This window comes from Azospirillum largimobile, from assembly GCF_977007025.2.
This window is the reverse complement of sequence record NZ_CDRMUA020000003.1, coordinates 755,774-768,222: the sequence shown is the minus strand read 5'-3', so window position 1 is coordinate 768,222 and position 12,449 is coordinate 755,774. Positions and strand designations below refer to the sequence as shown.

Genomic DNA, 12,449 nt, shown 5'->3' with positions numbered 1-12,449 from the left:
AAAGGGCAAGAAGGAAGCGTCCGGCGCCCCCCGCGGGAGCGTCGCTGACGGATATGGCTGGGCGGCAGGGCGTCAGGTCAGTGCCGGGCGTCGCCCCCGATGAGTTCCGGAAAGACCGACGCCCGTTCGGCCAGCGTCGCCAGCGGGATGTGGCAGGCGATGCGGTGGCCGTCGGCCGTCTCATGGACGGGCGGGGCCTGTTCGTCGCAGACCGCCCCCAGCTTGCGCGGGCAGCGGGCGGCGAAGGCGCAGCCCCGGCCGCCGGGTGCGGCGGCGGCATCCTCCAGAAGGATCCGCGGCGTCTCCTGCCCGTCCTCCGCCAGCCGCGGCACGGCGGACAGCAGCGCCTCGGTATAGGGATGGTAGGGCGGGCGGAGTACGCTGGCGATCGGGCCCTCCTCGCAGATGGTGCCGCCATAGACGACCAGGACACGGTCGGCGATGTGCGACACCACGGCGATGTCGTGGGTGATGAAGAGATAGGACAGCCCCATCTCGTCACGCAGTTCGGCCAGCAGGTTCAGGATGTTGGCCTGCACCGAGACGTCGAGCGCCGACACCGCCTCGTCGCAGACCACGAAATCCGGGCTGGTGGCGAGCGCGCGGGCGATGTTCACGCGCTGGCGCTCGCCGCCGCTCAGCTCATGCGGATAGCGGTCGGCATAGGCGGCCGGCAGCCCGACGCGGGTCAGCAGGCCGGCGATGGTCCGGCCCCGCTCATCCGCGTCGCCTTTGCCGGCCAGCACCAGCGGCCGGTCCATCGCCGCCCCCACGGTCTTGCGCGGGTTCAGCGAGGCGGCCGAGTTCTGGAAGACCAACTGGGCACGGCGGCGCAGATCCTGGTCGCCGCGCTTGACCCGCTCCGTCAGGTCGGCGCCGTCGAACAGCACGGTGCCGGCGCTGGGTTCGGTCAGCGCCAGCAGGGCACGGCCGATGGTGCTCTTGCCGCTGCCGCTTTCGCCGACCACCCCCACCACCTCGCCGCGGCCGATGGTGAAGGACACATCCTCCACCGCCACGGTGCCGGTGCGGCGCAGCCAGGGCAGGATGGAGCGATTCGCGCCGTAGACCTTGCGCAGATGGTCCACCTCGACCAGCGGACCGGACTGCTGCGGCAGCGCCCTGGACGGGCGGGCGGCGCCGGCATCCTCGTCCGGCCACGGCGTGCCGGCCAAGGCCTCGGCCTTCCAGCAGCGCACGCCGTCCCCGGCCTCGTCCATCCGCATCGTCTGCGGCAGGCTGCGGCAGGTCTCCTCGGCGAAGGGGCAGCGGGGGGCGAAGACGCAGGCGGTGACGGCGCCGCTCAGCTTGGCGACCGTCCCTGGGATGGATGGCAGGCGGTGGCGCCGGTCCGCGGTGATGCGCGGCAGGGCTGCGACCAGTCCCTTCGCATAGGGGTGGGCCGGACGGGACAGCACGCGGCCGGTCCGCCCCGTTTCCACCACCACCCCGCCATAGAGCACGGTGACGGTTTCGCAGATCCGGTTGACGATGCCCAGATTGTGGGAAACGAACAGCGCGCTCAGCCGGTGGCTGTCGCACAGCTTCGCCAGCAGGTCGATGATGCGGGCCTCCACCGTCACGTCCAGCGCGGTGGTCGGCTCGTCGAGGATCAGCAGCTTGGGTTCGCAGCCGAGCGCGGTGGCGATCAGCGCCCGCTGCTGCATGCCGCCCGACAGCTCGTGCGGGTAGGATGCGGCGACCCGGCGGGGATCGCGGATGCCGACCTCGGCCAGCAGTTCCTCCACCCGGACCGCGGCCTGCCGGGATGAGAAGCCCTTGTGCTGGATCAGCGGCTCGGCGATCTGGCGGCCGACGGTCAGCGCTGGGTTCAGGGAAGTGAAGGGATCCTGGAAGACGGCGGCGATCCTGTCGCCCCGCAGCGCCCGGCGCTCGGCGGCCGGCAGCCGGCGGAGATCAACGCCGTCGAACAGGATCTCGCCCGAATCAACCCGTCCCCCGCCGCCCAGCAGATCGAGGATCGCCATGGCGATCGTGCTCTTTCCCGATCCGGATTCGCCGACCAGCCCCATCACCTCGCCGGGGCGGATGGCGAAGCTGACGTCGCTGGCCGCGCGCAGCGTGCCGCGGGCATTGCCGTAGCTGATGGTCAGGCCGCGGATGTCCAGCAACGGCGCCGGCGCAGCTGTCATCGCCGGAGCGATCACCGGCGGCACGGCCGGATATGCTTGCGGAGCGGTCATCATCTCAGTGCGCTCCCGTGTTGCGGGGGTCGAGCAGGGCACGCAGCCCGTCGCCCAGCAGGTTGATGCCGATCACCGCGATGGCCAGGGCGAAGCCGGGGCACAGCGCGATCCACGGCGCCTGTTCCACGAAGGGCCGCGCCTCGCTGATCATCAGGCCCCAGTCGGAGGAGGGCGGCTGCGCCCCCATGCCGATGAAGCTGAGCGAGGCGCCGAGCAGGATGGCGAAGACGACGCGCAGGCTGGCTTCCACCGCCAGCGGCGGCCAGATGTTCGGCAGGATTTCCTTGAACAGGATGTAGGTGGCGCTCTCTCCGCGCAGGTGGGCGGCGGTGATGAACTCCTCCTGCATCAGTTCCAGCGTGATGGCGCGGGTCAGGCGCACCACCTGCGGCACATAGACGATGCCGATGGCGGCGATGGCCTTCCACTGAGCCGGCGGGGTGACGGCCAGCACCAGGATGCCCAGCAGGATCGGCGGGAAGGACATCAGCACGTCCATGGCGCGCATGATCGCCTCGCCGACGCGCCCGCCCTTGTAGCCGGCGACCAGCCCCAGCGGCACGCCGGCCAACAGGCTCAGCGCCGTGGCGGCGACGCCCATCACCAGCGAGCTGCCGGTGCCGACCAGGGTGCGGCTGAACACGTCGCGGCCGAACTCGTCGGTGCCGAACCAGAAATCGGACCCCGGCGGCTGCAGCCGGCTCATGATGTTCATTTCGTCGTACGGGTAGGGCGCGAGCCAGGAACCGGCGACGGCTGCCACCACCAGCGGGGCCAGCAGGACGATGCCGACGATCAGCGAGCCGGGCAACGCGGACATGCGCAGGCGCCGCGGGGCCGGTCGGATGGAAGTCGCGTCGGTCATGTCAGGAGGCCCTCATGCCGTGGCGGATCTTCGGGTTCACGAAGGCGTAGAGCAGGTCGGCGGTCAGGTTGGCGAGACAGTAGGCGGCGGACACGATCAGGATGGTCGCCTGGATCAGCGGCAGGTCGTGGCGCTGGATAGCGAACAGCAGCAGCCGCCCCATGCCGGGATAGGAGAAGATCGTCTCGATCACCACCACACCGCCCAGGATCAGGCCGAAATCGATGGCCAGCACCGTGATCGTCGGCAAAAGCGCGTTCTTCAGCGCGTGGCGCAGGATCACCACCGATTCCGGCATGCCCTTGGCGCGGGCGAACTTCACGTAGTTGGTCTGGAGAACGTCGATCATGCTGGAGCGGGTCAACCGGGCGATGCGGGCGAGCAGCATCAGCACCAGCGTGACGACCGGCAGCACCAGATGGGCGGCCCAGGGCAGGAAACCCTCGGAGATCGGGGTATAGCCGCCGGTGGGCAGCAGTTTCAGGTAGCTGCCGAAGATCAGGACCAGCACGATGGCCCAGAAGAAGTCGGGAACCGCGATGCCGAGATAGGAGATTCCGGAGACCATCTGGTCGGTCAGCTTGCCGCGCCGGACCGCCGCCAGCACGCCGAGCGCGATGCCGACCACCGCCACCACCACCAGCGCCACGACGGCCAGCACCAGCGACCGGGCCAGCGCCTCCATCAGGATGGGACCGATCGGCTGTTCCAGCACCAGCGAGCGGCCGAGGTCGCCCTGCAGGATGCCGGCGGCCCAGCGGCCATACTGGACGATCAGCGGCTGGTCGAGGCCCAGCTTGACCGCGATGGCGTCCACGACCTCCTTGGAGGCGAACTGGCCGGCGATCATCGAGGCGACGTCGCCCGGCATCGCCTGGGTCACTAGGAAGATCAGGACCGACATGACCACCAGGATCAGCGCCAGGGAGGCGAGCCGGGTCAGGATGTAGGCGAACATGGCGGCATCCCCGTCGGAAGGAGGAGGGGACCGGCGGCGGCGGGCGCGGCCGGTCCCCGGTTCGGCCTCAATCGACCGACACGTTGCGCAGGTCGAGGAACATCATCGGATGCGACTGGAACCCCTTGACCTTGGCGTTCAACCCGTTGATGTGGTTGATGACATAGGGAATGACGCCCGGCGAATCCTCCACCGCCAGCGCCTGGACCTGGGTGTAGAGCGACTTGGCCTCATCCTCGCTCTTGGCTTGGCGGGCGCCGTCCAGCAGCGTGTCCATCTTCGGGTTGGAATAGCTCCACAGCGCGGTGTTCCACGACCCGCGCGAATGGTACCAGGGGTAGACGGACGTATCGACGGTCGGGCGGCTGAAGAAGCCGTCGATGTAGAAGCCGGCCTTGCCCTCGATGTCCTTCAGGAAGACGTCGAACGGCACACGCTGCACATTGACGGTGATGCCGGCCGGCTTCAGCAGCTCGCGCACGGCGAGGCCGAGCCGTTCACGGGTGGCGCGGCCGGCGGGCGTGTGCAGCGTGACCTCGAACCCGTTGGGATATCCCGCCTCGGCCAGCAGCTTCTTCGCGCCCGCCGGATCGCCCTTGGCGATCTTCAGGTCCTTGTTGAAGAAGGGGTGGCTGGGCGGGATTGGCGAATGGGTGGGCGTGCCGTTGCCGAACAGCGCGATCTGGGTGATGGCCTGCTTGTCCAGCGCCATCGCCACCGCCTTGCGCACGCGCGGATCGTCGAAGGGCTTCACCGTGTTGTTCATGATGACGCCGTCCCAGGTGGATGTCGGGACGGAATCGACCTTCAGCTTCGTGTCGGCCTTGACCTTCTCGATGGCCTCCAGCGGCAGGTTCCACACCAGATCCAGTTCGCCGGTGGTCAGCGCCGCCACCTGGGCCGCCGACTCCGGCAGGATCCGCACCACCACCTCGTCCAGCTTCGGCAGCCCCGGTTCGAAGTAGTTGGCGTTGCGCTTCAGGACGACACGGTCGCCGGGGGCGAAGGACACGAACTCGAACGGGCCGGTGCCGACCGGCTTGGTGGCCAGCGTGTCGACGGCATCGCGCGGAACGATGCGCGCCTGCCGCTCGCCGAACAGTTCGGCGAAGCCTGCGTAGGGGCTCTTCAGCTGGAACTGGACGGTCGCCGGGTCCAGCGCCTTCATCGCCTCCACGATCTCGAAATTGACGCGGGCGGTGGAACCGGTCGCCTTGTCCTGGATGCGGGCGATGGTGGCGACGACGTCCTCGGCCTCCAGGTCGCGGCCGTTGTGGAACTTCACGCCCTTGCGGAGATGGAAGGTCCAGGTCTTCAGATCGTCGCTGTGTTCCCAGCGTTCGGCCAGATCGGGTTTCACCGTCATGTCATGGCCGATGATGGTCAGGCCGTTGAAGATCAGGTAGGCGGCGACATACTCCTGTCCGCCCTTCATCTTGGCGGGATCGAGCGTGTTCAGGTTGGAGTCCACCGAGACCTTGAGCGTGCCCGCGGCCTGGACCGACATCGCCGTTCCGGACAGGAGGATCGCCGAGAGCACGGCCCGTGCCACCAAACGTCGCATCATCATGAAAGCCCCTCTGTTTTCCGGTCCTTGCGGTGGACCTTGGTTTCCGCTCGATCCAAACGGTGTCACAAGGCTGCGGCAGGAGGAAAGGGCGGCGGCAGGATGGTTGATCGGGCAAGATTCTGCCCAAATGTTGCGCAAATGAAGCGTGCGCATGGTTTTTGTGCAGCGCACGCGCTGGAAAGTTGCTGAAAATCCTAAGTTTTTTGGCGATTGTTCGACATCGCAGCTTGATCGGAAAACAGGCGGTCACCGACGCGCCCGCAGCGGATCATGATCGTTTTTCATCGGGATCATGAATCCCCAGCATGGTGCAGAGCTGAAGCAGGCTCGAGAGGTCCGCTTCCAACTCCAGGCTTTGCAATTTCAGGTGGAGCTGCTCCACTCCCGCTGACCCGATCGCATGGGCAGCGCAGCTTTTGAATTTGGCGGCATGCTCCGCTGCCGACAGCGGGCGGGCCACCGTGCCGCGCGCCGACGGGCAGAAGCGGGTGATCCGCTCCCCCGCCACCGTTTCGAGGGTCACCTCCGCGCCTTCCGGCGCAAGCCGCGCACGGTCGGCGTCGGCGTTCCAGTCCGGATCGGCCGCCATGGAGACACGCCCGATCGCTGCACCCAGCGCCGGATCCGTCAGCATGGTCCGGCTCAGATGCTCCAGTGTCAGGGTGCCGTGCAGCATCACGCAGGCAACGGCGAAATGCAGGCTGAAGCGGGCCTCTCCCGCCGTCGCCGGGCGGTCATAGGTCAGGTTGGCCGCCACCACCGGCGGGACACGGCAGTGGACGGACGCGATGTCTGCGGCGCTCAGCTGCTGCTCCGACATCAGGTCGCGCAGCCCGTCCATGGCGGCATGGGCGGACAGGCAGACCGGGTAGAGCTTGGTGTCGATGCCGGGATCGAGAAGACGCCAGCGCCTTCCGAGCGACTCCAGCACTGTCGGATCGAGCCGGTCCTCCGCCACCAGCCGGGCGAAGCCGCGCGGATCCTCCACGACGCCATGCGGGACGGTGAGGCCGCGCGCGGCAAGGCGGGCGGCACGCACCCCGTTCGCCGCCGCCTGTGCGGCCAGCAGCGGCTTGGCCCCGGTGCCGAAACAGGCGCGCAGGCCGCCGGTCCCGCAGAGTGCGAAAGCGACGGCATCGGCGGCCGAGCGTCCGTCCAGTCCCAGAGCCTTGGCTGTTGCCGCCGCGGCGCCGACCATGCCGAACAAGGCGGTGGTCCACCAGCCGGCATGATAGACGCCATTGCCGACCGCCTCCGCCAGGGCATATTGCGCCTCGGCACCAGCCACCACGGCGGTGAGCAGGTCGCTCCCCGTGCCGCCGGCCATCCCGGTTGCCGCCAGCGCCGCCGGCACCACGACGGCGGAGCCATGGACGAAGCCGGCGTAGCTGTTGTCGTCGAAATCCAACGCATGGGCGGCAGCGGCATTTGCGAAAGCAGCCCCCTCCATGCACAGGCGTCCGCCCGTCAAAAGCGCCGCCGGACCAGGGGCGTAGGTGTCGCGCGCAACATCGGCGGCCAGCACCGCGGCCTCGGTACCCGCGCCGGCCAGCGCCACACCCAGTGTATCGACGATGCAGGACAGCGCGACGGCGGCTGCCGGCGCCGGGATGTCGGCCCGCCGCAGGCCCGCCACCCAATCGCCGATGCGACGGGCCGCCGGGATGGGACGGGCAGGCGCGTCAGGGGACGTCGTCATGGATGGAACTCCGGCAGGGGATCAATATCCCTGCGAGGCTGCCGCGGAAGCCCGCACACCGGTCAGCTGAAGAAATTTATTTCATGATCCGCATGAATGCCGTTCATGGCGGCTCTGTTCACGAGCCCTATACATAAGATAGTATGCAGATCGCTGTCCGAACCCGCCGGCCACCGGGAGCCTGATCGAAGCCCCATGCATCACCGAGACTTCGACCTTGGATCCCTCGAGGTGTTCGTCGCCGTGGCCGAATTGGGAAGCATGACGGGCGCCGCCCGCAGGCTTGGGCTGACCCAGTCGGCCGTTTCACATGTCGTGCGTCAACTGGAAACCGCCTTCGCCAGCCAACTGCTCGACCGCAGCATCCGGCCGATGGCCCTGACCGCCGCCGGCCAGCGGCTTTGGCATTGGAGCAACCGCATCCTGACCGATGCGCGGCAGTTGCCGGCAGCCATCGGCGGGGCCGACGCGTCCTTCATGCCGGAGCTGCGCATCGGCTGCATCGATACGCTGGCGGCCCCCTTCATCCCGCGGCTGCTGCAACGGCTGCGTGACAGCGTGCCGTCCTTCAGCATCGCATCCGGCCTTTGCGGGCAATTGCGCGAACAGTTTCTTGCCCGCCGGCTGGACGTGCTGTTCACCATCGACAGTTTCGACGACATGGACCAGGTCGACAGCCTGCGCCTGCTGGTCGAGCCGTTCGTGCTGCTGCTGCCGCGCAATTGGCCCGACGTCGCCGACGAGGCCGCACTGCGGACATTGTCGCGGACGCTGCCGCTGATCCGCAGCACGACGGACAGCGCGCTGGGCCGGCTGGTGGACCAGCATCTGCGGCGGCTGGGCATGGAGGTGCCGCGCAGCTTCGCCTTCGACGCCACGGATACGGTGATGGCCATGGTGGCGGAGGAGATGGGGTGGAGCCTGCTACCGCCCACCGCGCTGGTGAAGAGCCGTCAGCACCTCGGCCATATCCGCGTGCTGCCGCTGCCCACCTCGGGATTCCGCCGGTCCATCCATCTGGTGACCCGGAAGGGCGAGTTGGGCGGGTTGCCCGAAGGCATCCACAAGGCCGGGCGGGCGGTGATCCGGCAGGGCTATTTCACCGAGGTCTTCGCCAATTCGCCCTGGCTCAAACCGATGATCGGCCGGTAGCGGTCCCGATTCCGGCTGCCGCTCCCGACGCGCAAGATTTTCGGTGGCTTCGGCGGATTATTCCGGGCGCCCGCGCGTAATCAAGGAAACGAACGATCGAAATGGGCGTCGCCATTCAGCGGCGCGAGAAGACCGGATCGAGCCATCCGAACCGCGGAGGCCACCATGACCTATCCCCGCTGGGCCACCGGCCCTGCCATCACCGTGATCGCCGCCATCGGCGTCCTGCTGGCGCTGGACTGGATCACCGACGAGCGGCTCGGGGCCTGGGCGCCCTATTCCATCGGAGTCGCGCTGATCCTGCTGATGCTTCTGTCGTTCAGCGCCATGCCGCGGGCGGTCGCGACCCGTGCATCACGGCGCGGCAACGGCGGGGATCTTTGAAAGCGGAGGGACATCATGAGCCTGCACACCGATCCCGACGAGCGCACCGGCCTCTTCGCCGAGGGTTTCGAAACCTATGTCGCGCGCGAACATTGGGCGCCGATCCTCACCCAGGCGCTTCTCTATGGAACCACCCTGGTGTTCGTCGCGCTCATGCTGGGCCTGCCGGTCCTGAACGCGCTGGCACTGGTGCATGTGGTGGCCTCCGTGTCCGGCTTCTTCGGCGGCCTGCTGGCGATGCGGCTGGACGAGATGGAGCCCGGACCGGCCGCGGTGGTCATCGCGCGGCGGAGCCTTGCGGCGCTGCTGGTGTCGGGCACCGCGCTGCTCCTCGTGCCCTTCGCGCAGTGAGGCCGTTTCCGCATCGGCCGGGGGGTCAAAAGGCCGAGGATTAAAATGGCCTGCCGCGCGAACACATGGAAGCAGCCCCATCCATGGAGCGACGATGTGACGTTCAGCCTGCGAAGCCAGTTGTCGGATCACGTCCGCACGTTGCGCCGCTACGCGATGACCCTGGTGCGCAACCGGGACGACGCGGAGGATCTCGTGCAGGAGACACTGGTGCGGGCCATCGCCGGTGCCAGGACCTATCGGCCGGAGGCCAACCTGCGCTCCTGGCTGTTCGGTATCCTGCACAACGTCCATGTCAGCGATCGGCGCCGCGATCAGGTGCGGACCCGTGCAGCGGCGTCCATCGAACCGCTCGTCCGCAGCGACATCGCCCCCAATCAACCCGACCAGGTCGAGCTTGCCCGCACCATGGAGGCCTTCGCCCGGCTTCCCGAGGATCAGCGGCGGGCGCTGATGCTGGTCGCGGTCGACGGGTTGAGCTACCAGGAGGCCGCCGGGATTCTCGGCATTCCGCTTGGAACGCTGATGTCGCGCCTTGCGCGCGGGCGGGAAGCCCTGCGCGCCGATGTGCGCGGTGACTTGCGCGGGGATGGAGGCCGCGGGGATGGAAGCCGCAGGGACGACGGCAGGCCGGCCCCTTTGCGGGTGGTGAAATAAGCCATGATGGGGAACGGGATGAACGGTGAGCGGCAAGCCGACCTGCACGCCTACATCGACGGCGAACTCGATGCCGAGCGCCGGATGGCGTTCGAAGCGTTCCTCGCCTCCAACCCGGCGGTCGCCGCCCGGCTGCACGACTATCTCCATCAAAGGGAGATCCTGCGGCATGGCTTTGCGCGGATGGCCGGCAATCCTCCCCAACACACGGAAAGCCTGACCGGGCGCCTGTACGGCCGCTTGCGCATGGAGCGCGTCGTCCGGCGCTTCGGCCCGCTGGCGGCGGCGGTCCTGCTGCTGGTGGGCGGCGCCAACATCGCGGCCCTGGTCCATCACCAGCAGAAGACGGCCTTGTACGCCGTGCCGGACTTCGCGGAGGAAGCCGCCGAGATGCACGCGACGGCCGTCAGCCAAAGCCTTGCCTTCTCGGACCTGTCCCCGGCGGACCTGACGGCGATGGCGGAGGGGCTTCCCCACCGCCTGGGCGCGATCACCGTCAACCTGCCGGCCTTGGACCCGAACCTCCTCACGCTGTTGCGGGCGACCTTGGTGCCGTTGAGCAGCGGCGTCGGTCTGCAGTTCGTCTACCGCGAGAGGGATGGCGAGATGCTGACGCTTCTGGTCGTCGCCGAGAATCCGATCGACGACAGGGGCCTGCACGCCGTCGAACAGCGCGGGCTTCAGCTGGTCTATTGGCGCAACGGCGCCACCGCCTACACCCTCGCGGGCAGCCGGTCGGACGGCGACCTTCTCGTGGTTGCCAAGAAAATGGCAGACAGCGTGCGGCGGTCCTGATCGACATCGGGCGAGGCGACGCTTTTCACGCCGACAGTGTGGCCCGGACCACAGCGGGCGCCGGGCCGGTCACGGCAGGATGTGGGTCTTCCCCGGCCCTGGTCCTTGCGTGAAGGAAATGCCCGATGTGCAGACTTGCCGCCATCCCCCTGTTCCTGACCCCCCTGTTCCTGACCCTCGTCGCTGCATTCCCGGCCGCCGTCCGGCCGGCCTCGGCGTTCGAGGTGCAGTCCGGCGGCATCCCGCTGCCGGCCGCAGCGACCTTGATGCCGGCCCACCGCGCCGGCACCGCATCGCCGGCCGCCGGCGTTGCCTTTCCACCCTGGATGGGCAGCGGCCGGACGGGGGCTGAAGCCATGGCCGCCGGGCTGCCGGGGATGAGGAGCGCAGGAGCGCCGCCGCAGGGCAGGGCAACGGGGGCGGGTGCCCCTGACCGCGCGGCGATGAACGAACAGCTGTTCGGGATCAGGCGCTGACCGGTGCCGGCCGCGCGCATTGCGCGCCTCGCATCCCCGTAATCCCGGATTGCCGCAAGTATGGGGAAGCCGGCCGCGATTCTCGGCCAATTCGGAAGCAGGCGGCGCTGAACCGGTGCGGTTTCAACGGGATGGGGTTACCCAAGAATTCGGGGGGACCCTGCTTCCCGGACGAAGACTAAGATGCAGGTCATCAGACAAAGGGCAATGAAGAAAACAGGGGGAAATCATGCTGCGGACTGCCGTCATCGCAGTCGGCGCCCTGCTGCTTCTGCCGCTGTTTCTGGCTGGGCAGGGAATGGCCGACCGGGCGAAAGCGCCCGACGACGCGCGTGCCTACATCCTGTGGCCGTCCAACGGGACGGTCATCAATGGCGGGAAGTTCTGGGTGCGCATGGGGCTCCAGAACATGGGGGTGGCGCCGGCCGGTATCAGCCATGCCGACACCGGACACCACCACCTGCTGATCGACACCGACCTGTCGAACCCGGACGAGCCGATCCCCAACGACAAGCAGCACCTGCATTTCGGCGCCGGCCAGACCGAAGCGCGGCTGGAGCTGCCGCCAGGAACCCACACGCTGCAGATGGTGCTGGGCGACGCCGACCATATTCCGCACAACCCGCCGGTGATGTCGGAGAAGGTGACCATCACCGTCCGCTGACCGGCCCCGGCCGGCCGATATCCGCCGGTTCATGTCCGCCGGTTCATGTTCGTCAGGGAGGGCACCATGAAGACTGGATCGTCCGTGCTTGCCGCCGGCCCCGGTCCGCGCGCCGCTTTGAAACTGGCGCTGTGGGGCGTGCTGTCGGTTGCGCCGCTGTCGGTTGCGCCATTGATCGTGATGGCGAGCCCCGCCGCTGCGGCCGAGGCGTCTCCCGACCGGACGGCCGAGCCGAAGCCCGCGATCGCGGAGCAGGCGCCGCCGGCCGCGCCGCGGACCCCCGGCCGCAAGGAGGCATGGCTCTACATCGGCTGGCCCAACAACGGCCAGGTGGTGGGAACGCGGTTCAAGGTGTGGTTCGGGCTGCGGAATTTCGGCGTCGCGCCGGCCGGCGTGCGCAAGGACGGCACCGGGCACCACCATCTGCTGATCGATACCGACCTGAAGAACCCTGGCGAGCCGATCCCCAGCGACAAGCAGCACCTGCATTTCGGCAAGGGCCAGACCGAAACCATCCTGGAACTGCCGCCGGGGCGGCACACGCTGCAGCTGGTCCTGGCCGATGCCGACCATGTGCCGCACGACCCGCCGATCATGTCGAAGAAGATCACCATCACCGTCCGTGCCGACCGCGGCCAGCAAATGTCGGCGCGGTGACGGCCCAAAGCCCG

13 protein-coding genes are annotated in these 12,449 nt (G+C 68.4%); 8 read left to right on the top strand and 5 right to left on the bottom strand.

Annotation, left to right across the window (positions count from 1 at the left end; translation table 11 throughout):
• Positions 1–77: 77 nt before the first annotated feature.
• The 5 genes from ACWPKK_RS21055 to ACWPKK_RS21035 all read right to left on the bottom strand — a co-directional run bounded on the left by ACWPKK_RS21055 (position 78) and on the right by ACWPKK_RS21035 (position 7,299).
• Positions 78–2,207, bottom strand: coding sequence for a dipeptide ABC transporter ATP-binding protein (locus ACWPKK_RS21055; RefSeq protein WP_452007917.1), 2,130 nt, complete (start codon positions 2,205–2,207; stop codon positions 78–80).
• A 1-nt stretch (position 2,208) separates the two neighbouring features.
• A complete protein-coding gene (locus ACWPKK_RS21050) occupies positions 2,209–3,072 on the bottom strand; it encodes an ABC transporter permease (RefSeq protein WP_324870109.1) in 864 nt (287 codons plus the stop codon).
• A gap of 1 nt (position 3,073) precedes the next feature.
• Positions 3,074–4,030, bottom strand: coding sequence for an ABC transporter permease (locus ACWPKK_RS21045; protein ID WP_324870110.1), 957 nt, complete (start codon positions 4,028–4,030; stop codon positions 3,074–3,076).
• Positions 4,031–4,097: 67 nt separating this feature from the next.
• Complete coding sequence (locus ACWPKK_RS21040; RefSeq protein WP_452007914.1) at positions 4,098–5,600, bottom strand: ABC transporter substrate-binding protein; 1,503 nt, start codon at positions 5,598–5,600, stop codon at positions 4,098–4,100.
• 268 nt (positions 5,601–5,868) lie between these two features.
• Positions 5,869–7,299, bottom strand: coding sequence for an MmgE/PrpD family protein (locus ACWPKK_RS21035; protein WP_452007911.1), 1,431 nt, complete (start codon positions 7,297–7,299; stop codon positions 5,869–5,871).
• A gap of 231 nt (positions 7,300–7,530) precedes the next feature.
• Between ACWPKK_RS21035 and ACWPKK_RS21030 the strand changes: the two genes are divergently transcribed.
• From ACWPKK_RS21030 to ACWPKK_RS20995, 8 genes are all read left to right on the top strand, one after another.
• Positions 7,531–8,451, top strand: a complete 921-nt coding sequence (locus tag ACWPKK_RS21030) for a LysR family transcriptional regulator (RefSeq protein ID WP_452007908.1) — start codon at positions 7,531–7,533, stop codon at positions 8,449–8,451.
• A 165-nt stretch (positions 8,452–8,616) separates the two neighbouring features.
• Positions 8,617–8,835 (top strand): hypothetical protein, encoded by a 219-nt coding sequence (locus ACWPKK_RS21025; RefSeq protein ID WP_452007906.1) that lies wholly within the window; start codon positions 8,617–8,619, stop codon positions 8,833–8,835.
• 15 nt (positions 8,836–8,850) lie between these two features.
• A complete protein-coding gene (locus ACWPKK_RS21020; protein WP_452007903.1) occupies positions 8,851–9,186 on the top strand; it encodes a hypothetical protein in 336 nt (111 codons plus the stop codon).
• A 96-nt stretch (positions 9,187–9,282) separates the two neighbouring features.
• A complete protein-coding gene (locus ACWPKK_RS21015; RefSeq protein WP_452007900.1) occupies positions 9,283–9,843 on the top strand; it encodes a sigma-70 family RNA polymerase sigma factor in 561 nt (186 codons plus the stop codon).
• Positions 9,844–9,846: 3 nt separating this feature from the next.
• Complete coding sequence (locus ACWPKK_RS21010) at positions 9,847–10,638, top strand: anti-sigma factor family protein (RefSeq protein ID WP_452007897.1); 792 nt, start codon at positions 9,847–9,849, stop codon at positions 10,636–10,638.
• Between the two features lie 125 nt (positions 10,639–10,763).
• Complete coding sequence (locus tag ACWPKK_RS21005; protein ID WP_452007895.1) at positions 10,764–11,114, top strand: hypothetical protein; 351 nt, start codon at positions 10,764–10,766, stop codon at positions 11,112–11,114.
• Between the two features lie 229 nt (positions 11,115–11,343).
• Complete coding sequence (locus tag ACWPKK_RS21000; RefSeq protein ID WP_324870119.1) at positions 11,344–11,778, top strand: DUF4399 domain-containing protein; 435 nt, start codon at positions 11,344–11,346, stop codon at positions 11,776–11,778.
• A 180-nt stretch (positions 11,779–11,958) separates the two neighbouring features.
• Positions 11,959–12,435 carry a DUF4399 domain-containing protein gene (locus ACWPKK_RS20995; protein ID WP_452008257.1) on the top strand — a complete coding sequence of 159 codons (477 nt, stop codon included), beginning with the start codon at positions 11,959–11,961 and terminating at the stop codon, positions 12,433–12,435.
• Positions 12,436–12,449: the final 14 nt, after the last annotated feature.

Bases quoted from the DNA above. Each gene is read 5' to 3' on its own strand.
- ACWPKK_RS20995 (WP_452008257.1), top strand. From the start codon at position 11,959: ATGGCGAGCCCCGCCGCTGCGGCCGAGGCGTCTCCCGACCGGACGGCC.
- ACWPKK_RS21010 (WP_452007897.1), top strand. From the start codon at position 9,847: ATGATGGGGAACGGGATGAACGGTGAGCGGCAAGCCGACCTGCACGCC.
- ACWPKK_RS21040 (WP_452007914.1), bottom strand. From the start codon at position 5,600: ATGATGATGCGACGTTTGGTGGCACGGGCCGTGCTCTCGGCGATCCTC.
- ACWPKK_RS21050 (WP_324870109.1), bottom strand. From the start codon at position 3,072: ATGACCGACGCGACTTCCATCCGACCGGCCCCGCGGCGCCTGCGCATG.
- ACWPKK_RS21055 (WP_452007917.1), bottom strand. From the start codon at position 2,207: ATGATGACCGCTCCGCAAGCATATCCGGCCGTGCCGCCGGTGATCGCT.
- ACWPKK_RS21045 (WP_324870110.1), bottom strand. From the start codon at position 4,030: ATGTTCGCCTACATCCTGACCCGGCTCGCCTCCCTGGCGCTGATCCTG.
- ACWPKK_RS21005 (WP_452007895.1), top strand. From the start codon at position 10,764: ATGTGCAGACTTGCCGCCATCCCCCTGTTCCTGACCCCCCTGTTCCTG.
- ACWPKK_RS21020 (WP_452007903.1), top strand. From the start codon at position 8,851: ATGAGCCTGCACACCGATCCCGACGAGCGCACCGGCCTCTTCGCCGAG.
- ACWPKK_RS21000 (WP_324870119.1), top strand. From the start codon at position 11,344: ATGCTGCGGACTGCCGTCATCGCAGTCGGCGCCCTGCTGCTTCTGCCG.
- ACWPKK_RS21025 (WP_452007906.1), top strand. From the start codon at position 8,617: ATGACCTATCCCCGCTGGGCCACCGGCCCTGCCATCACCGTGATCGCC.
- ACWPKK_RS21035 (WP_452007911.1), bottom strand. From the start codon at position 7,299: ATGACGACGTCCCCTGACGCGCCTGCCCGTCCCATCCCGGCGGCCCGT.